We start from the raw sequence: 18,452 nt of genomic DNA on the forward strand, positions 1-18,452 counted from the left end.
GGCATGCAGGTAGTGCGCGATTGTCGCGCAGATTGCGCGATCACCGCGCAACGCGTGCTGCAGCCCCTCGTCTTTGCGCTGCCTCAAAACTAATCTTGGGCGCAGGCCATGGCATGAACCGGCCATGACATCGAACAACGCAACGGAGACAAATCAATGCGCACCCAAGTCGCCATCATCGGTGCAGGCCCTGCCGGCCTGCTTCTCGGTCAGCTGCTGTACCGCGCGGGCATAGACAACGTCATCATCGAGCAGCGCAGCGCCGACTACGTGCTGGGCCGCATCCGTGCCGGCGTGCTCGAACAGGTCACCGTGGACCTGCTGGAGCAGGCCGGTGCCGACGCCCGCATGCGCGCAGAAGGCCTGCCGCACGACGGCATCGAGCTGCTGTTCGGCGGCCAGCGCCACCGCATCGACCTGCATGGCCTGACCGGCGGCAAGCGCGTCATGGTCTACGGCCAGACCGAGGTCACGCGCGACCTGATGGAAGTGCGCGCCGCCGAGGGCCTGACCACGGTCTACGAGGCCAGCAACGTGCAGCCCGTGGGCTTCGATGGCGACAGCCCCGTCGTGCGCTATGAGAAGGACGGCCAGGTCCATGAGCTGCAATGCGACTTCATCGCCGGCTGCGACGGCTTTCACGGCATCTGCCGCGCCAGCGTGCCGCAGGACAAGGTGCGCACCTTCGAGAAGGTCTACCCCTTCGGCTGGCTGGGCCTGCTGTCGGACACGCCGCCCGTCTCGCACGAACTGATCTACGCCCAGACCGAGCGCGGCTTCGCACTGTGCAGCCAGCGCAGCGCCACGCGCAGCCGCTACTACCTGCAGGTGCCGCTGACCGAAAAGGTCGAGGACTGGAGCGACGAGGCCTTCTGGCACGAACTGCGCCTGCGCCTGGACCCCGAGGCACGCGAGCGCCTGGTGACCGGCCCCTCGCTGGAAAAGAGCATTGCCCCGCTGCGCAGCTTCGTGACCGAGCCCATGCGCTTCGGCCGTCTGTTCCTTGCCGGCGACGCGGCCCACATCGTGCCGCCCACGGGCGCCAAGGGCCTGAACCTGGCCGCCTCGGACGTGGGCTACCTGTCCAGCGCCTTCGCGCAGTACTACCGCGACAAGGCGCCCGAAGGCATCGACGGCTACTCCGAGCAATGCCTGCGCCGCGTCTGGAAGGCCGAGCGCTTTTCGTGGTGGATGACCTCGCTCATGCACCGCTTCCCCGATGCGGGCGGCTTCGACACCAAGGTGCAGGAGGCGGAACTGGACTACATCGTCAACTCCCGTGCAGGCTCGACCTCGCTGGCGGAGAACTATGTGGGGTTGCCGCTGGCGTGAGCCCAGGGCAATAGCGAGGGGCAGCGCCCGCATTGATGCGCGCCTGTCGCCACAGCATTGCGCAAATTTGCAGCCCGCCTCGCCCGGACGGGTGCGGGCGAGGAGTAAGCTTGTCGGGTTATGGCGCACATCACGTTTCCCCCTCCCTATATCGCCCCCCAGAATGCAGCGCAGTCGCTGCGCGACGCAGGCTATGCGGTGCTGCGCCCCGATGAATTCGCGGCCTGGGCAGGCGTGTCATTGACCGAGCTGCATGCGCTCGATGCCGACTGGGCCCAGCTGCCGCCCGATGCCTTTCTGAAGGACGGCGGGCGCTACCGGCGCCGCCGCCATTCCTGCTTCATCGCGGGGCAGGACGGGCTGCAGCAGGTGGAGCACCGCGCGCACTGGCAGCCGGTGGAATACAACGCCCTGCATGGCGGCATGCTGCGCATGTTCGATCCCATGCGCGACGCCACGGCGCAAAGCGCCACCTGGAGCCGGCTGCTGCTGGCGCTGGCCGGCCTGTCCGACCAGGTGTTCTGCGCCCAGGGCGATGATGTGCAGCACGAGCGCTGGTTCATCGAGTCCCACCAGTTCCGCATCGACACCACGGACGGCATTGGCCGGCCCACGCCCGAAGGCGCGCACCGCGACGGCGTGGACCTGGTGGCCGTGATCCTGGTCGGGCGCGAGGGCGTGAAGGGCGGCGAGACACGCATCTTCGAGGCCACGGGCCCCAGCGGCCAGCGCTTCACGCTGACCGAGCCCTGGTCGGTGATGCTGCTGGACGATGCCCGCATGATCCACGAGACCACGCCCATCCAGCCAGAGCAGCCGGGCGGCGTGCGCGATACCCTGGTGCTGACCTATCGCCGCCAGGGTTTCCAGGGCTCGGAGCTGACGCGTCGCCGCAAGGATTGATGCAGCTCAAGACGCTGGCGCATGATGGGCGCACACTTTGGTTCATCGACCCGGCCGCCCCCGATTGTTGACGGCGGCCAAGCACAAAGGAGAAAACGCATGTTCAAGCACATCCTGGTTCCCGTGGACGGCTCCAACAGCTCGATGCTGGCGGTACACAAGGGCGTGGAGCTGGCCAAGGCCTTTGGCAGCACGCTGACGGCGGTCTACGTGGTGGACCCCTATCCGTTCACGGGCGTGGGCGCCGACTTCGCCTACGGCCAGTCGCAGTACCTGAGCGCGGCCACGGCCGAGGCCAACACTACGCTGGACGCCGTCAAGAAGATCACCGACGAGGCCGGCATCACCGCCACCACCGTGGTGGGCGAAGGCCATGCGGTGCACGAAGGCATCGTGCGCGTGCTCGAGAGCACGGGCGCCGACCTGATCATCATGGGCTCGCAAGGCCGCCGTGGCCTGGAAAAGCTGATGCTGGGCAGCGTGACCCAGCGCGTGCTGGGCGCCGTGCGCGTGCCGGTGCTGGTGGTGCGCGAGTAATCACCGGGCCGCTCGGCCCTTTGCCGGGTGAAACGTCAACGGCTCCCTCGGGAGCCGTTTTTGTTGGTGCGCTGCAGGGGGAGAGGGCGATCAGCGATTGAGCAGCCGTGCCAGCCAGCCCTTTTTCTTGCGCTGCAGTTCCAGCTCCTGCAGCACTTCGTTCTTGAGCCTTTCCTTCTCGGCGGCAGGACTGGACTCGCGCGCCATGCGCAGATAGGCCTTGGCCGAGTCCACGTAGCCGGTGTCTTCGTTGCGGATGTGGTTGAACAGCCAGCGCGAGAGCATGCCGTGCAGCTCGGCGGCCACGTCCTCGCCTGCATCGAAGCGGGTCTGCATCTCGATCACGCGGCGCGTGAACAGCTCGTGCACCTTCTTGTGCGGGCCGGCGAACATGTAGCCGGCGCTCTCGATCAGGCTTTCCTCGAACACGAAGTGCGAGACGGTGTAGTCGATCATCTCGCCGATGACATCGCCCAGGGCCTCACGGTCGGGCGACGAGCGCAGCTCGTAGAGCTTGTTGATGTAATCGACGATGCGGCGATGCTGCCGGTCGATTTCTGCAATCCCGGTGTCCAGCTCGGGGACCCAGACCAGCAATGCCATGACGTTCTCCAGGAATTCGGTGATTTCCAGAGAAGTATTCACGGGACTGTCACATAGCTCCTTGATGCAGATCAGGCTGATCTGCATCAATGAAATGCGGCGTTGGCCATTGCAGGCGGTGCCGGGCATGCAGCCCTGGCACCGCAGGCATGTCACTCGATCTTGGCGCCCGAGGACTCGACGATCTGCTTGGACTGCTTGAAGTCGGCCTGGAACATCTTGTCGAAGTCGGCCACGCTCATGGACTGGGGCTCGGCGCCCTGGGTCTGGATGGCGTCGCGCACTTCGGGCATGGCCAGCAGCTTGTTCACTTCGGCGTTGACCTTGGTCACGACGGCCGTTGGCGTGCCCTTGGGCATGAACAGGCCGTACCAGGTGCTCACGTCAAAGCCCTTGAGGCCCGATTCGGCCAGCGTGGGCGTGTCGGGCAGCGAGGACGAGCGCTTGGCCGAGGTCACGGCGATGGCGCGCAGCTTGCCGGCCTTGATCTGGCCGATGGCCGAGGGCACGGAGGACACCAGCAGGTCCACGTTGCCGGCCAGCGCGTCCATCAATGCCGGGTTGGATCCCTTGTAGGGCACGTGCACCAGCTGGATGCCTGCCGCCTTCTCCAGCAGCACGCCCGAGATGTGGATGCTGGTGCCATTGCCCGGCGAGCCGTAGGTCACCTTGCCCGGGTGCTGCTTGGCAGCGGCCACGATGTCGGCCAGGGTCTTGTAGGGCGAGTTCACGCTGGTGGCGATCACGATGGGCGTGTAGGCCACGTGGGCCACGGGCACCAGGTCCTTGACCGGGTTCCAGGGCAGGTTCTTGTAGAGGTAGGGGCCCAGGACCACGTTGTCCTTCTGGCCCATGACCATGTCGTAGCCCGTGGGCGCTGCCTTGGCGGCCTCGGTGATGCCGATGGTGCCGCCTGCGCCCGCGCGGTTGTCGGGCACCACGGTCCACTTGCTGACTTCGGTGAGCTTGTTGGACACCACGCGCGCGAGGATGTCGGTGCCGCCGCCGGGCGGGAAGGGCACGATCATGCGCACGGGCTTGTTCGGATAGTCGGCAGCCGCACCTTGGGCGGCTGCGGAAAAGCTCAGGCCCATGGCGGCGGCCACGGCGGTGCAGGTGATCAGTTGGCGGAACATGAAAGAAGAAACTCCAGGGTCTGATGGGGCGGTGCAACCCTCTCGCAGCGGACCGGCAGTGCCGGGCCGCCCATGCGGTGGGTTGTCGATGATCGGGGAGGGTGGTTCCGCCATCTTGCATTGGGAAACCCGCTATTTGGGCGGATTTCCGCAATCTGTGCCACAGGGGCTTCCACCAAGGAGCAGCTTGTGCCTGCTCCAGAGGGAAGCGGGCTATTTTATGCCGCCTTGGTGCCTGGCCGCAGGCCAGGCGCTCAGCCCTGCGCCAACTGCCTGTCCAGCACGCGCACCGTCTCGTACAGCACCCGGGTGCCGTCCAGCAGCTGGGCGGGTTCTATCCACTCCTCGGGCGCGTGGCTGCGGCCGTGGAGGCAGGGGATGAAGATCATGCCCATGGGTCCGGTGGGCGCCATGTAGACGGCGTCATGGCCGGCGCCGCTGGGCATGCGCATGTGGGCGTAGCCCAGGTTTGTGCAGGCCTGCTCCACGCCCTGCATGACCAGGCCAGCGCAGTCCGTGGGCTGGGAGCGGCTCACGTCGGCCATCTCGGCACGCACGCGCAAGGCGGCCAGCCCGGGCAGGACTTCGGCCAGCAGTTCCTCGGGGAAGCGCTCCAGCACGCCGGCGTGGTCGCTGCGCACTTCCATCATCATCTCGACCAGGCCGGGCACGGCGTTGGAGGCATTGGGCGTGAGCGAGAGCCGGCCCACGGTGGCCACCACATAGTGGGGTTGGCCATTGAGCGCAGCGGCCTTGCGGTTGGCCGCATCGATGATGCGCGCCGCGCCCACCAGCGCGTCCTGGCGGATGTCCATGGGCGTGGTGCCTGCGTGGTCGGCCTGGCCGCGCACGGTGAAGCCCACGCGGCGTATGCCCACGATGTTCGTCACCACGCCAATCGGCAGGCCGCGCTGCTCTAGCACCGGGCCCTGCTCTATGTGCAGTTCCACGAAGGCGGCCGTGCCTCCGGCGTTGCGCAGCGGGCGGTCCAGCGCCTCGGGCCGCGCGCCGATGCGGCGCATGCCTTCGGCCAGGGTTTCGCCTTGCGGGTTGCGGGCGGCCAGCATGGCGGCGTCCAGCTTGCCCGACAGCGCGCGGCTGCCTATGCAGGAGATGCCGTAGTCGCTGGGTTCTTCGGACAGGAAGTCGATCACCTCGAACGGGTGCTGCAGGGCGATGCCGTTTTCGTGCAGGCAGTGCGCGACCTCGATGCCGGCCAGCACGCCGATGATGCCGTCGAAGCGCCCGCCCATCATCACGGTGTCGCAGTGCGATCCGGTGGAGATGGGGGCGCGTTGCACCGGGCCTGGGGCAGCCGGCAGGCGGCCCACCAGGTTGCCGCCTTCATCCAGATGGACCTGCATGCCCGCTGCCTCGAACTGCCCGCGCAGCCAGGCACGGGCCTGGTTGAATTCAGGGGAGAAAGCGCGGCGCGTCCACGGCACGTCGGGCAGGGTGAAGGTGGACAGGGTCTCCACGCGGCGCCACAGGCGCTCGGCATTGATGGGGGGAAGGTTGGGGGCGGAGGAAGCGGGCAGGGCGGTCATCGGTCTCGGTGGCGTCTGGAGCAGCTGGGATCGGGCAGCCCGAATTCTCGCGCGAAAAAAGCAGTCCTCACGGCAGGGGGCGCAGGCCCGCCAGCAGACGCTCGAGCGTGTCGAAGCTCACGGGTTTGACCAGGTGGTGGTCCATACCGGCTTCCCGCGATCGTCTCAGGTCCTCCTCCTGGCCCCAGCCCGTGAGCGCGATCAGCACGACCTGGTCGCGGCCGTGCTCTGCACGGATGCGGCGGGCGACCTCCAGGCCGTCCATGCCGGGCAGGCCGATGTCCAGCAGCACCACTTCTGGCCTGAACGCCGCGTGCATGGCCAGGGCGCCGGGGCCGTCGCGGGCAATCTCGACTTCGGCGCCCAGCAGCCTGAGCAGCATGGCCAGGGTGTCGGCGGCGTCGATGTTGTCATCGACCACCAGGATGCGGCCGAAGGCCGTTGCATCCTCGGGCTGGGCATTCGGTGCCTGTCCCGCCAGGGGCTGCGCCTGGGTGGGCAGGGGCAGGTGCAGCCTGAATTCGCTGCCCTGACCCTTGCCTTCGCTGAGCGCCTGCACGCTGCCGCCGTGCATCTCGACCAGGCTGCGCACCAGAGTCAGCCCGATGCCCAGGCCGCCCTGCCCACGGCGGCCGTTGCGGTCCACCTGCATGAACAGATCGAACACCTTGCCCAGCAGGGCGGGCGGGATGCCGATGCCGTTGTCGCGTACCGAGACCACGGCCTGCGCGCCATCGGTCCAGGCGGACAGAACGATGTGGCCGCCGGAGTGCGAGTACTTGGCGGCATTGTTGAGCAGGTTGGAGACCATCTGCGCCAGCCGCATCGGGTCGGCCAGCAGCGATACGGGCGCGGCGGGCAGTTCCAGGCGCAACTGGTGGCTGCCTGCCTCCATGACCGCGCCGCTGGCCGCCACCACGCCTTGCAGCACATCGTTCAGGTCCACCAGTTCCTTGCGCAACTGGACCTTGCCCGTGGTGATGCGCGAGACCTCCAGCAAGTCGTCCACCATGCGGATCATGTGGTTGACTTGGCGCTCCAGCATCTCGTGGCTGTGGCGCACGCTGTCGTCGCCGTTGGCGGTGCGCTTGAGGATTTGCAGGCCGTGGCTGATGGGCGCCAGTGGATTGCGCAGCTCATGCGCCAGCGTGGCCAGGAATTCGTCCTTGCGTCGGTCGGCTTCCTTGAGGTGGTACTCGGCCTGTTTGAGTTCGGTGATGTCCTGGATGACGGAGCAGGTGCCTATGAGCTGGCCGTCGTCATCGCGCAGCGGCGCGCAGCTGACGCGCATCCACCATTCGCGGCCATCGTCGTCGGTGTGCAGCATCTCCAGCCCGGGCATGACCACTTCGCCGCGCAGCGCGCGCTTGCCGGGCCAGTTCTCGGGGGCAATGGGCTGGCCCTTGTCATCCCATCCCTTCCAGCGCGGCATGCGGTCCGCCAGGGTGGAAGGAATGGCGCGCGGCACGAAGCGGTCCATGAGCGCATTGCTCAATACCATGGTGCCGCTCATGTCGGAGACGCCCACGCCCGCAGGCATCTGGTCGATGATGGCGCGCAGCTTTTTCTCGTTGGCCTGCACCGCGACGTGGACCTGTTCGCGCACACGCACCAGCTGCAGCAGCGATGCGATGCGCGCCAGCAGCTCGCGCGCCGAAAAGGGCTTGACCAGGTAGTCGTCCGCGCCCGCGCGCAGGCCTTCGACCTGGGCCTCCTGGCCGGCCCGCGCGGATAGCATGATGACGGGAATGGCACGCGTGGTCTCGTCACTGCGCAGCGCATGCAGCAGCTCGAAGCCGTCGAGCACGGGCATCATCACGTCGGCCAGCACCAGGTCGGGCCGCTGGCGGTGGATGCTGGCCAGCGCGGCGCGGCCATCGCCCACGATCTCCACGTCATACAGCGGCTCCAGCAACTGGCCGATGTAGCTGCGCATGTCGGCGTTGTCATCGGCGCAGACGATGCGGGCGCGTGGGGGCAGGGCACCACCGTGCATGTCCCGCTGCATGTCCCGCTGCATGGGCCTGGCTTCGTCGCTGGCAGCCGGGGCGGGCTCGCCGGGCAGCCAGCGCAGGGCCTCATCCACCTGCGGGTGCGATGCAGGCGGGCGCGTGGGCCGGTGCTCGGCCGGAAGATGCGCATGCCCCCTGGGCAGGCGCACGGTGAAGCGGCTGCCTTCGCCCTCCGTGCTGCTGACCGTGACGGTGCCGCCATGCAGCCGCGCCAGCTCCTGCACCATGGCCAGGCCGATACCCGTGCCCTCGTGCGTGCGGGCCGGCTTGCCGGGAATGCGGTGAAAACGCTGGAAGAGATGGGGCAGGTGCTGGGGCGCAATGCCCGATCCGGTGTCGGTGACGGACAGCTCCACGGCACCATCGGCCCCGCCCGCGCCGTGCGCATCGTGCACATCGCGCAACGCCACTGCGATTTCGCCTTGCAGCGTGAACTTGAAGGCGTTGGACAGCAGGTTGAGCACGATTTTTTCGTACATGTCGCGGTCCACATGGACCGGTCCGTCCAGCGGTGGGCAATCCACGCGCAGCCGCAGGCCGGCTTGCTCCACGGCCGAGCGGAACATGCTGGCCAGCTCGGCCGTGGTGCGGGCCAGGTCCGTGGGCTCGTAGCTGGCCTGCATGCGCCCGGCCTCGATGCGCGAGAAGTCCAGCAGGGCATTGACCAGTTTTTGCAGGCGCAGCGCGTTGCGGTGGATCATCTGCGTCTGCCCGGCCGGCACCTGGCCGCCGTGCTCGCGCAGGGCATCTTCCAGCGGGCCCAGGATCAGGGTCAGCGGGGTGCGCAGCTCGTGGCTGACGTTGGAGAAGAACACGGTCTTGGCGTGGTCCACCTCGGCCAGGGCCTTGGCGCGCCGCGCTTCCTGCTCGTAGGCCTGGGCGTGCGCGACCACGCTGCCGGTGTGGCTTGCCACCATGTCGAGGAAGGCGCAATAGTCCACATCCAGCGGGCGGCGCGGGCTGACGCCCAGCACCATCACGCCCGATACCTGGCCGTCGCCCGACCAGCGCACAGGCACGATGCGCGCCAGACGCGAGGCCTCGGGCCAGGGGCCGCCCGGCAGGGACAGGCCCAGGGGCGCCAGTTCCACATTGGCGGGCTGGCCCGGCTGGGCCGCCTGATGCGCCTGATTCGCCTGATGCGCCTGGTCCGTTAGGTCCGCTCGGTCCGATGGATGGGATTGAACGGCACGGTCCAGCGGCCAGCGCGAGGGGTCGGCCGCCAGCTCCATGTCCAGATCCACGCCCGTGGCGCACAGCATCCTGAAGGCCGGGCCGCTGGCGCCTGCGCTGCCCGCGGCAGGGGGGTCCACGCATTCGTAGATGATGGCGAAGGGCACGTCGTAGGGGTTCTCGTCCAGCACGGCGCAGACTTTCTGGGCGGCGTCCCTGGCGTTGTGCATGTCCAGCGTGCGTATGCCCAGGCGGTGCAGCGTCTCCAGGCGCCTGCGGCTGACGATTTTTTCCGTGGTCTCGGTGCAGGGGCAGAACACGCCCTGCACGGTGACGCCGTCATCGGCCAGGATGGGGCCGTAGGTGAAGGTCACGAAGACCTCTTCCTGCGGCAGGTCTCGGTCGAAGAAGTAGCGGGCGTCGGTGGACCAGGTGGCCTCGCCGGTACGCATCACGCCCTCCAGCATGGGGCCGATATCGCTCCAGATCTCGCTCCAGCAGTGCGCGCCGGCCTGGCCCAGCGCCTGGGGGTGCTTGCTGGTTCCCAGGAAGGGGATATAGCCATCGTTGTAGATCAGGCGGAAGTCTTCGCCCCACCAGATGGTGATGGGAAAGCGCGAGCCCAGCGCCAGGCTCACGGCGTTGCGCAGGGTCTGCGGCCAGCCGTCCGGCGCTCCCAGGGGCGTGGCCGCCCAGTCGTGGGAACGCACGCGTGCCGGCATTTCGCCGCGCTGCGGCAGGAATCGAAAACTGTCTTCTGAGTTCACACTTTCTCCCACGGCAATTGCGGGTCTCGGGTCTCGGGCCTGGCCGCAGTCGCGGCTATTTTGACTTGGACTGGCCCGCTTGCCTGCCCCGGCCCGAGCCCGACAGCTTGCCGCCGCCGCTTTGCCTGTTCACGGTGGCCCAGGCGCGCTTTTCAGCTTCTTCGTGGCCCACGCCGCGCGACTCGTAGCTGTCTTCGATATGCCGAGCCTGGCGCTTTTGCTTATCGGTATAGGCCGATTTGTCACCTTGTGGCATGTCACTCTCCCTTGCGCGTCTGTTCCTGCTCCGGGGACGGTGGCAGCTCGATGGGCGGCGCCGTGGTGGGCGGGTCGATGGGCTCGGGCCCGCGCGGGCGGCCGGGCTGGCGGTTGGGATCATCGGGGGCCACGGGGTCGTTGGGCGTGGTCGGCACCTGGGGAATATTGGGTGCGTGGGGCAGAGGGTGGTTCATGGTGCGTGTCCTTTTGGGGGTGTGTGGTGATGAGGGGGGGCATGCCCGCTCAGCGCGCAGGCGTGGAGGTGGGGGCAGGCGTCGTGGCCGGATCAGCCTGCTGCGGTGCGGCGGAAGGCGCGGGCGGCGACACGGGCTGTGTCGCGGGAGACGGTGAGGGCGAAGGTGAGGGCAACGATGAGGGCGAAGGCGTTCCAGTCGCTCCAGTGGCGCTGGGCGCATCCAGCCGGCCCTTGGGGGCCATGAAGTTGAACATCAGCACCAGGATCAGTGCGACGGCGGCGGTGAGTGCGCCTATGCGCAGTGGCCAGCGTCCGTCGCGGATGTGGTTGTTCTCGCTGCGCTGGCGTTCGAGGGGGGCATGCATTCGGCGGGGTGAGTTGTCCATGGCGGGCTCCTTCAGTCCATGAGCTTTCACCTTAGGCCGGGTGGCGGCCTGCAACTGTCGGACAAGGCATGCCCTGCGGGAGCGACAAGCCGCTGCACGGCGGTGGGGCTTGGCAGGACGGGCCGGACAGGCTTTTGGACAGGCACGCCGCTTGCCACCAAGCCAGGTTTCAGGCGTGGCGCCTGCGCCGGTCGGCCGGTTCTATGCGCAGCAACTGGCGGTATTTGGTGACGGTGCGGCGCGCCACGACCAGGCCCTGGGCACCGAGCTGGCGTGCGATTTCAACATCCGACAGCGGCCGGGCATCGGACTCGGCCGCGATGATGTCGCCGATCAGCTCGCGGATGGCCGTGGCCGAGCAGGCATTGCCGCTGGCGCTGAGCATGGGGCGCGAGAAGAAATGCTTGAGTTCGAACACGCCCGTGGGCGTGGCCATGTATTTGTTGTTGGTCACGCGCGAGACGGTGGACTCGTGCACGCCCACTTCCTCGGCAATCTCGCGCAGCACCAGCGGCTTCATGGCCATGGCGCCGAACTCCAGGAACAGCTGCTGCTTGCGCACGATGGCCTGCGCCACGTCGAGGATGGTGGAAAAGCGCTGCTCCACGTTGCGCACCGTCCAGCGCGCATCCTGCAGGTGGTCGGCCAGTTGGTTCTGGCCGCTGCGGCGGTGGCGCTGAAACAGCTGCTCGTAGACGCGGTTCAGGCGCACGCGCGGCACGACCGCGGGGTTGAGGTGCACGTTCCAGCCGTTCTGGCCCCGGCGCACGATCACGTCGGGAACGATGTAGTCCACGTGGGAGGATCCGAAGTTCCAGCCCGGCCTGGGATTCAGCCGACGTATGCAGTCCAGCGCCTGCGTGATCTGCGCGGGCGGCACCTGCAGCGCCCGGGCCAGCCGGGGCACGTCGCGGGCGGCCAGCGCATCCATGTGGTCCTGCACCATGGCCTGGGCCAGCTGGCGCAGGTGGGCATCGCCGATCTGCGGGCATTGCAGCAACAGGCATTCGCCCACGCTGCGGGCGGCCACGCCGGCCGGGTCCAGCGATTGCACCAGGCGCAGGGCAATGAGCATTTCCTGCGCGTCAGGTGCGGGGCTGAGGGCCAGCAGGCCGGCCAGCTCCTGCAGGTCGGTGCGCAGATAGCCGTCGTCGTCCAGCGACTCCACGATGGCGCGGGCCATACACAGGTCGCGCGGCGTCATCGCCATCACATTGAGCTGGCCGTGCAGGTGCATGGCCAGCGTGGTCTCGCAGGCCGCCAGATCCATGGCCGTGCCTTCTCCATCCATCCCCTGGCGCGCGCCGGTATGCATGTCGGCCAGCCACAGGTCGCGGTCGTCGGCGGGTTCGGTGGCGGGGCCGGGCAGGTGGTCGGCCGGGTCGGGCGGGTGCTGCGTGCCGGGGAGATCGCGGTCCATGTCCAGACCGATGCCCATGCCGATGCCTTCATCCATGCCCGTGTCCGGGGACAGGCCTGCCTCCGGGGCCAGCCTGCCCATGCCGCCTTCCCGGTCCTCTTCACCCAGCTCCTTGCCGTCGAGCAGCCCCTGTTCGTACTCGCCGTCCTGCGCATCCTGCGGGTCTTCCAGGAACGGGTTGTCCTCCAGCTTGCTGCGCACCACGGCGGCAAAGTCCAGGGAGGACATCTGCAGCATCCGCACTGCAAGCTGCAGGCGGGGAGAAAGCGTCTGGGACTGGCGTATGTCCGCCCTGAGGTGCATGGAACCCATTTCATCTCCTTGGTGCGATGACCCGAAGACGCAAGCTCCATGCCGCCATGCGGGCGGCGAATCGTCTGGATACACTTTGGGCACGAAACCTGCTGTGGTCTCCCTGCGCAGGCGGCACGGGGCCCAGGGTTTTGCCGCCGCTGCGGGGGATCGGTTCTGGAACAGCGGGGCCGGTCATGGCGTCCACGGCAGAAATTGCCGTTTGGGCGCAAGGTTTTCTGCAAACTTTGCCATGTACCAGTCCACCAGCTTCCACACGGTCCCGCCCCCGGGGGCCCAGAATTCCGTTCCACGGGAGGCGCCGCGTGATGCCCTGCCCGAAGATCCCATGTCCATACGCCTGAGGTTGGTCCTGCTGCTGCTGGCCTTGCTGGTCTTTGTGCTGGCGGCCTCGTCCTGGCTGCTGTTGCGCGCCTACCAATCCGAGCATGCGGCGCAGGAGCAGGCCGCGCGCGTCAGCAGCATGGCCGTGGCCCGTCTGCTGGACAAGGAGCCGCGCACGGCCGGCGCCGACCAGGTGCTGGCGGCCCTGGGGCCCTTGCTGGACTCCGGCTGGCCCGGCTTTCTGGTGGACAGCACAGGCCGCGCCCTGCCGGCCGGGCCCGGCGCGGCAGCCGACCTGCCTGCCTTGCCCGCCGATTTCAGCGAGCGGCTGGCGGCCAGCCTGGCGCAGGCTGCGCCCGGCGCGAAAAGTGCGGCGCAAGGCGCAGAGCAAAGCGCTGGGGAGGGCGCAGGGCAGGGCGCTTCGCAGGGCTGGCTGGATCTGCCAGATGCGCAGGGCGGGCCGCTGCGGGCCTTCTTCAGCAAGTCCGCCCAGGGATGGACCTGGGTGAGCTGGGTCCCCTGTTCTGCGCTGGACCCCGCATGCTCCCGGCCCCTGAAGGGGGTGATCTGGGTGGCCATCGTTTTGTTTGCGGTGGCGGGCCTGGGACTGGCGCGGCTGGCGCTGCGGGGCAGCGCGGCCCTGGTGTTGCCGGCAATGGGCGGCAAGGCGCAAGACCATGGCCAGGGCGGCGGTGATGCCGGCCGGCCCGAAGGCGCTGCGGTGGACGCTGCCGGCCTCGAAGCAGCCGCTGCCCGTCTCCAGAGCGAACGCCTGCAGGTGGTGGGGCGGCTGGCAGGCCGGTTTTCCCATGAGTTCAACAACCAGCTGGGCATTCTGAGCAACAGCGCCTATCTGATAGAGCGGCGCTCCGAGGATCCTGGCCTGCGCCTGCCCGCCCAGGCCATGCTGCGCTCGGTGGACACGGCGAGCCGCCTCACGCAACAACTGTTGCGTTTTGGGGCGCACCATTGCACGCATGCGCTGGTGGTGGACCTGTACCGCTGGCTGCCCGGCCTGCAGGGCACGCTGGCCGTGGTGCTGGGCAAGCGCATGGCGCTGGAGGTGGCGGAGCCTGCCGAGGCCAGTCAGCCCGGCCAGCCGGCGCCGCGATTGGGCGTGCATGTGGACCCGGATGAGCTGGAGCTGGCGCTGATCAGCATTTTTCTCGCCATCCGCGAAGCGATGACCGATGGCGCGCAGGTGCACATGGCCGCCCGGCCCCTGTCCGAGGACCTGGCCCAGGCCCAGGCCGCAGCTTCTCGCGGGGATGCGCTGGTGGAGATCCGCATCGAGGCCCTGGCCCACGGGGCGGGCGCCGCCAGCACCGGCTCCGGTACCGGCGAGGCGGGCGCGCCACGGTTGGAACGTGTGGAAAGGCAGGACCCGCCGCCTGTCTTCACTCCATTGAACGATGCCGATGCGGACGCCACCTGCGGCCTGAGCCTGGCGCGCCGCCTGTGCCTGGAGCGCGGCGGCGTGGTGCGGGCCGAGGGTGAGCATGGCCGCTGCCTGGCGGTCTCACTGGTGCTGCCGCGCGTGGCCATGGCGGCGCAGGACTGCCTGGCGCAAAGGCTGGACTGACAGGCTGCCTGGCCGCTTTCAGCGCGGCACGCTCCGCTTGCACAGGTTGAAGATGGCCAGCAGCGCAACGGCGCAGGCCAGAGAGACGAAGATGGACATGGAGGTGGCCGGAGCCTCCGTCTGCGCATTCATGGCCGAAGGCCCCAGCATCGGCGCCAGCAGCCAGCCGCCCAGCAGTGCGCCTATGGCGCCTATGACCACGTTGAGCAAAATGCCTTGCTCGGCCTGGGTGTTCGTGACCATGCTGGTAATCCAGCCGATCAGGCCACCCACCATCAGCCAGATGAGGAAGTCCATGGCATCGCCCTTGAAAAAAAGTTACGGTTGGTGGTCAAGGGCAATCGGCGTGCCCGGCTCCTGCAGGCCGTTCAGAGCCTCGGCTTGTCAGGGGCGGTGTCCTGGTCCGAGGCAGGGCGAATCTCTGCACGCTCCGCCTCATGGCCCGAAGGCGTCTGGGCATCCAGGCCCCGGTCGGGCGACTCGCTGACCTGGGGCAGGTCGGCGGCGTGCTCTATCAATTCCTCGATGATGAAGCGGCCATAGAGTTGGGCGCGCTCGGCGCCGGCGGCCTTCAGGGCATCGGCGGCCGTGCGTGCGGCCTCGTCGTTGTCCACGCGCACCACCAGCCAGTGGTAGCCGCGTTCGGCCAGGGCCTGGTGGGCCTTGACCAGGTTGAGCTCCTGGCCCACGGCGGCAACGGGGCTGGCCTGGCGCAGGTCTTCATCGATCTGGGCCAGCATTTCCCGGTCGGAATAGCGCTGGATGTCCTGGGCGGGCAGGTCCAGCGCCTGCAGCGCGGCCACGCCGTCATCGGCCTGCGCAGCTGTGGGAAACGAGACCACCATGTGGCCCACGGGCTTGAAGACACCGTAGGCGCGGGGAGGAGAGGAGTCCATGGGCTTGTCCTTGGTTGCACGAAGGTGCAAGCAAGGTGGCAAGCAGCGTGCCTGCAAGTTTGGGTGTCAGCCGTGCTCGGCGTCCGTCTCGCCCTTTTTGCCGCCCGCATAGTCCCTGAGCCGGTTGTACAGGGTCTTGAGGCTGATGCCGAGCACGGCCGCCGTGCGTTCCTTCTGGTACTTGCACTGCTTGAGCGTGGCCTGGATGAGCAGCCGCTCGGCCTGCGCCATGGTCATGCCGATGGGCAGCTGTATGGTGGCCGGCTCCGTGTCGGGCAGGTCGTAGGTGGCGGCTGCATGCGCGTGGTCGGCGGGCGCATGCGCTGTGATGGTGGGGGTGATGGGCGTGGTCGATGGCGCTGTCAGTGGCGCGGTCAATGGCGCGCTCATTGGCATGGACCCCCCCTGCGGCATATGTGGCATTTGCGGCAGGTGCAGCGCGTGGGCGGCCGGATGCACCGGGGCCGGCTGCTGGGCAATGGCCACGGGCGGCCGGGGCAGCCATTCCTGGCTCACCAGCGGGCCGGGCTCCATCACATAGGCGCGCTGCACGGCGTTGCGCAACTCGCGCACATTGCCGGGCCAGCTGTATTGCGCAAGCTGCTTGAGGGCCGATGCCGTGAATTGCTTGGCCTGGCCCTCGCGCTGGGAGATGGCCTCCATGAAATGCTGCGCAAGCAGCGGAACGTCGGTCAGGCGCTCGCGCAGCGGCGGCAGCTCGATGGGGAAGACGTTCAGGCGGTACAGCAGGTCTTCGCGCAGCTTGCCGCTGGCCACGGCCTCGTAGGGGCAGCGGTTGGTGGCGGCGATCACGCGCACATCGGTCTGCAGCGTCTGGGTGGAGCCCACGCGCATGAAGCGCCCGGTCTCCAGCACGCGCAGCAGCTTGACCTGCAGCTCCATCGACATTTCCGTGATTTCGTCCAGAAACAGCGTGCCCGTGGCCGCGCGCTCGAAAAAGCCCTGGTGCTGGCGGTCGGCGCCGGTGAAGCTGCCCTTTTCGTGGCCAAAGATCTCGCTTTCGATCAGGTGCGGAGAAATGGCACCGCAGTTGACCGCCAGGAAGGGCCGGCTGCGCCGCTGGCTCAGCTCATGCAGGGTCTGTGCCACGACTTCCTTGCCGGTGCCGCTTTCGCCCGTCAGAAAGACCGTGACCGAGGTGCCCGCCACGCGCTCCATCTGCTGGTACAGCCGCTGCATGGGGGCCGAGCCGCCCCACAGCCGGCCAAAGCGCCCTTCCTGCGCGCAGTAGCCGGCGCCGGGCCTGTCTTGCGGGGTGATCTGGTCGAAGGCCGCGCCCGTGACGGTGCTGGTGCCCGTCTCCGGCAGGCCGGTCGTGGGGATCAGAAAGCGCGAAAGAATGTCCTCCAGCCGCCCGATGCCCACGGGCTTGACCAGATAGTCCATGGCGCCGCGGCGCAGGGCCTCGATGGAGGAGTCCAGGCTGGCGTGGCCGGTCACCAGCACGATCTGCGAGTCCTGCGGCACCTGCTGGTCGCCAAAAAGGTCCATGCCGTTGCCATCGGGCAGCTGCAGGTCCAGCAGCACCAGGCTGGGCGGCTGCATGGCCATCTGCCGGCGCGCGTCGCGCAGGGTGTGGGCCACTGCGACCGAGAAGCGGTCCACGCCCACGAGTTCGCGCATGGTCGCTGCGGAATCCGCATCGTCATCGACGATCAGCACGTGGTTCATCGCATGGCCTCCAGGGGTCCTCGCCGCAACGCGTTTTGACAAAATTTCATGATCTGCCAGTTTAAGGGCGAGCATGCGGGCGTCTTTGTCAGTCCACAGGCACAGTGTTTGCCGGGCGTGCGGGAGGTGGGATCAGGGAGGCGGCTGGCGGCTGGCGCGCCGGCCGCTGCTGGGCTGCAGAAGCCCCAGGAACAGGCATTCCTTGGCGCTCAGTCCGCGCGGGCGCCTGTCCGGTGCGGTGGGAATGTCCTGTCCAGGTTGCTCGCACAGGGCCAGCACCTGGGGATGGATGTAGAACTTGCGGCAAACCGCACAGGTATTGCCCAGACGCCGGGCGACCTGCGTGACCAGCGCGTTCAGCGCCGCCGCGCTGGTGCCTGCGCCTTCTTGCGATGCTGCCTTGCCTGCGGTCAGCGCCAGTTCCAGCGCAAGTTCCAGCGCGTACACGCTGGCATGCCAGGTGCGGAAATCCTTGGCGCTGAAATCCGGGCCGTCTGCGGCATCTCCGACATCTGCGGCATCAGCCCCATGGGCCGCAGCCTTGCCGCAAATCCTGCGGATGTAGTCGTTCACATGCTCGGATCGCACATGGTGGACTTCGCCTTCATCGTCGATGAACTGGAACAGCCGCTGGCCCGGCAGCTCCTGGCAGCGCTTGACGATGCGGGCCACGGCCCGGTCGGACACGCGGGCCTGCTGCAGCACGCCACTCTTGCCCTTGAAGCTCAGCGTCAGCTCACCTGCGTGCACCTGGGCATGGCGGTTTCTGAGCGTGGTGAGGCCGTAGGAGCCATTGCTCTCGGAATACTCGTCATTGCCTATGCGCAGGGCCGTGCAGTCCAGCAGCCAGACGATGGCGGCCACCACGGTGTCCAGCTGCGGCCGGCCAGGCTTGAGGTCGCGCGCCACCGCCCGACGGATGGCGGGCAGGTGGCGGCCAAAGGCGCGCATGCGGTCGAACTTGACCTGCTTGCGCTGTTCCTGCCACTGCGGGTGGTAGCGGTACTGCTTGCGGCCCCGCGCATCGCGGCCCGTGGCCTGCAGGTGGCCCTGGGCATCGGGGCAGATCCAGACATCCACATAGGCCGGTGGAATGGCCAGTTTGCGGATGCGCGCCAGCGCCTGGGCATCGCGCACGGGCTTGCCGTCCTGAGCCACGTAGGAAAAGCCCTTGCCGCGCCGCACGCGGCGCCAGCCGGGCATGCGGTCGTTCACATAGGTCAGGGCAGGGCCGGGGCCATCTGCGTTCGCTGCCCTGCCCCTGGCTGGCGCGGAGCTCAGTGCACCCCCTGCGGCGGCGGTGGCGGCGGGGCAATGGGCGGGTCGGAATAGGGCGAAGGTGCCGGGGCCGGTGGCGGGTCGCCCACGGGGGGCAG

16 protein-coding genes are annotated in these 18,452 nt (G+C 68.1%); 4 read left to right on the forward strand and 12 right to left on the reverse strand.

Annotated elements, in window-relative coordinates:
- Positions 1 to 156: 156 nt before the first annotated feature.
- The 3 genes from pobA to BW39_RS26945 all read left to right on the forward strand — a co-directional run bounded on the left by pobA (position 157) and on the right by BW39_RS26945 (position 2,772).
- A complete protein-coding gene (pobA, locus tag BW39_RS26935) occupies positions 157 to 1,332 on the forward strand; it encodes a 4-hydroxybenzoate 3-monooxygenase (RefSeq protein WP_043825245.1) in 1,176 nt (391 codons plus the stop codon).
- Positions 1,333 to 1,452: 120 nt separating this feature from the next.
- The gene (locus tag BW39_RS26940) at positions 1,453 to 2,235 is read left to right on the forward strand and encodes a 2OG-Fe dioxygenase family protein (RefSeq protein WP_043791151.1); all 783 of its coding nucleotides are present in this window, start codon (positions 1,453 to 1,455) and stop codon (positions 2,233 to 2,235) included.
- A gap of 99 nt (positions 2,236 to 2,334) precedes the next feature.
- The gene (locus BW39_RS26945; RefSeq protein WP_012206159.1) at positions 2,335 to 2,772 is read left to right on the forward strand and encodes a universal stress protein; all 438 of its coding nucleotides are present in this window, start codon (positions 2,335 to 2,337) and stop codon (positions 2,770 to 2,772) included.
- A 90-nt stretch (positions 2,773 to 2,862) separates the two neighbouring features.
- Here BW39_RS26945 and BW39_RS26950 read toward each other — a convergent pair whose 3' ends face one another.
- The 8 genes from BW39_RS26950 to rpoN all read right to left on the reverse strand — a co-directional run bounded on the left by BW39_RS26950 (position 2,863) and on the right by rpoN (position 12,582).
- Positions 2,863 to 3,417, reverse strand: coding sequence for a bacteriohemerythrin (locus BW39_RS26950; RefSeq protein WP_224986183.1), 555 nt, complete (start codon positions 3,415 to 3,417; stop codon positions 2,863 to 2,865).
- 110 nt (positions 3,418 to 3,527) lie between these two features.
- Positions 3,528 to 4,511 (reverse strand): Bug family tripartite tricarboxylate transporter substrate binding protein, encoded by a 984-nt coding sequence (locus BW39_RS26955; protein WP_043825246.1) that lies wholly within the window; start codon positions 4,509 to 4,511, stop codon positions 3,528 to 3,530.
- Between the two features lie 254 nt (positions 4,512 to 4,765).
- Positions 4,766 to 6,058 carry a Zn-dependent hydrolase gene (locus BW39_RS26960; RefSeq protein WP_043825248.1) on the reverse strand — a complete coding sequence of 431 codons (1,293 nt, stop codon included), beginning with the start codon at positions 6,056 to 6,058 and terminating at the stop codon, positions 4,766 to 4,768.
- Positions 6,059 to 6,125: 67 nt separating this feature from the next.
- Entirely contained in the window at positions 6,126 to 10,010 is a 3,885-nt protein-coding gene (locus BW39_RS26965; protein ID WP_200871548.1) for an ATP-binding protein, read from the reverse strand.
- 55 nt (positions 10,011 to 10,065) lie between these two features.
- Positions 10,066 to 10,266: a hypothetical protein gene (locus BW39_RS26970; protein ID WP_013801919.1), complete on the reverse strand. Its 201-nt coding sequence runs from the start codon at positions 10,264 to 10,266 to the stop codon at positions 10,066 to 10,068.
- Position 10,267: 1 nt separating this feature from the next.
- Entirely contained in the window at positions 10,268 to 10,462 is a 195-nt protein-coding gene (locus BW39_RS26975) for a hypothetical protein (RefSeq protein ID WP_012206153.1), read from the reverse strand.
- 49 nt (positions 10,463 to 10,511) lie between these two features.
- A complete protein-coding gene (locus tag BW39_RS26980; RefSeq protein WP_043825251.1) occupies positions 10,512 to 10,850 on the reverse strand; it encodes a hypothetical protein in 339 nt (112 codons plus the stop codon).
- A gap of 169 nt (positions 10,851 to 11,019) precedes the next feature.
- A complete protein-coding gene (gene rpoN, locus BW39_RS26985) occupies positions 11,020 to 12,582 on the reverse strand; it encodes an RNA polymerase factor sigma-54 (RefSeq protein WP_043825253.1) in 1,563 nt (520 codons plus the stop codon).
- 328 nt (positions 12,583 to 12,910) lie between these two features.
- On the opposite strand from rpoN, the gene BW39_RS26990 reads away from it, so the two are divergent.
- On the forward strand, positions 12,911 to 14,488 hold the full coding sequence (locus BW39_RS26990; protein ID WP_235264290.1) for a hypothetical protein: 1,578 nt from the start codon (positions 12,911 to 12,913) through the stop codon (positions 14,486 to 14,488).
- A gap of 18 nt (positions 14,489 to 14,506) precedes the next feature.
- On the opposite strand, the gene BW39_RS26995 is transcribed toward BW39_RS26990, so the two are convergent.
- The 4 genes from BW39_RS26995 to BW39_RS27010 form a co-directional block, all read right to left on the reverse strand.
- Entirely contained in the window at positions 14,507 to 14,785 is a 279-nt protein-coding gene (locus tag BW39_RS26995) for a GlsB/YeaQ/YmgE family stress response membrane protein (RefSeq protein WP_013801923.1), read from the reverse strand.
- A gap of 71 nt (positions 14,786 to 14,856) precedes the next feature.
- Positions 14,857 to 15,384, reverse strand: a complete 528-nt coding sequence (locus BW39_RS27000; RefSeq protein WP_043825256.1) for a hypothetical protein — start codon at positions 15,382 to 15,384, stop codon at positions 14,857 to 14,859.
- 66 nt (positions 15,385 to 15,450) lie between these two features.
- Positions 15,451 to 17,076, reverse strand: coding sequence for a sigma-54-dependent transcriptional regulator (locus BW39_RS27005; RefSeq protein ID WP_043825258.1), 1,626 nt, complete (start codon positions 17,074 to 17,076; stop codon positions 15,451 to 15,453).
- 132 nt (positions 17,077 to 17,208) lie between these two features.
- A complete protein-coding gene (locus tag BW39_RS27010) occupies positions 17,209 to 18,279 on the reverse strand; it encodes a DNA topoisomerase IB (protein ID WP_052155441.1) in 1,071 nt (356 codons plus the stop codon).
- Positions 18,280 to 18,452 lie beyond the last annotated feature (173 nt).

Source organism: Delftia sp. RIT313 (assembly GCF_000632165.1).
Lineage (GTDB): Bacteria > Pseudomonadota > Gammaproteobacteria > Burkholderiales > Burkholderiaceae_C > Comamonas > Comamonas acidovorans.

Excerpts from the sequence above, each read along its gene's own strand:
- pobA (WP_043825245.1), top strand. The coding sequence starts at position 157 with ATGCGCACCCAAGTCGCCATCATCGGTGCAGGCCCTGCCGGCCTGCTT.
- BW39_RS26940 (WP_043791151.1), top strand. The coding sequence starts at position 1,453 with ATGGCGCACATCACGTTTCCCCCTCCCTATATCGCCCCCCAGAATGCA.
- BW39_RS26945 (WP_012206159.1), top strand. The coding sequence starts at position 2,335 with ATGTTCAAGCACATCCTGGTTCCCGTGGACGGCTCCAACAGCTCGATG.
- BW39_RS26955 (WP_043825246.1), bottom strand. The coding sequence starts at position 4,511 with ATGTTCCGCCAACTGATCACCTGCACCGCCGTGGCCGCCGCCATGGGC.
- BW39_RS26960 (WP_043825248.1), bottom strand. The coding sequence starts at position 6,058 with ATGACCGCCCTGCCCGCTTCCTCCGCCCCCAACCTTCCCCCCATCAAT.
- BW39_RS26970 (WP_013801919.1), bottom strand. The coding sequence starts at position 10,266 with ATGCCACAAGGTGACAAATCGGCCTATACCGATAAGCAAAAGCGCCAG.
- BW39_RS26975 (WP_012206153.1), bottom strand. The coding sequence starts at position 10,462 with ATGAACCACCCTCTGCCCCACGCACCCAATATTCCCCAGGTGCCGACC.
- BW39_RS26980 (WP_043825251.1), bottom strand. The coding sequence starts at position 10,850 with ATGGACAACTCACCCCGCCGAATGCATGCCCCCCTCGAACGCCAGCGC.
- rpoN (WP_043825253.1), bottom strand. The coding sequence starts at position 12,582 with ATGGGTTCCATGCACCTCAGGGCGGACATACGCCAGTCCCAGACGCTT.
- BW39_RS26990 (WP_235264290.1), top strand. The coding sequence starts at position 12,911 with ATGTCCATACGCCTGAGGTTGGTCCTGCTGCTGCTGGCCTTGCTGGTC.
- BW39_RS26995 (WP_013801923.1), bottom strand. The coding sequence starts at position 14,785 with ATGGACTTCCTCATCTGGCTGATGGTGGGTGGCCTGATCGGCTGGATT.
- BW39_RS27000 (WP_043825256.1), bottom strand. The coding sequence starts at position 15,384 with ATGGACTCCTCTCCTCCCCGCGCCTACGGTGTCTTCAAGCCCGTGGGC.
- BW39_RS27005 (WP_043825258.1), bottom strand. The coding sequence starts at position 17,076 with ATGAACCACGTGCTGATCGTCGATGACGATGCGGATTCCGCAGCGACC.
- BW39_RS27010 (WP_052155441.1), bottom strand. The coding sequence starts at position 18,279 with ATGCCCGGCTGGCGCCGCGTGCGGCGCGGCAAGGGCTTTTCCTACGTG.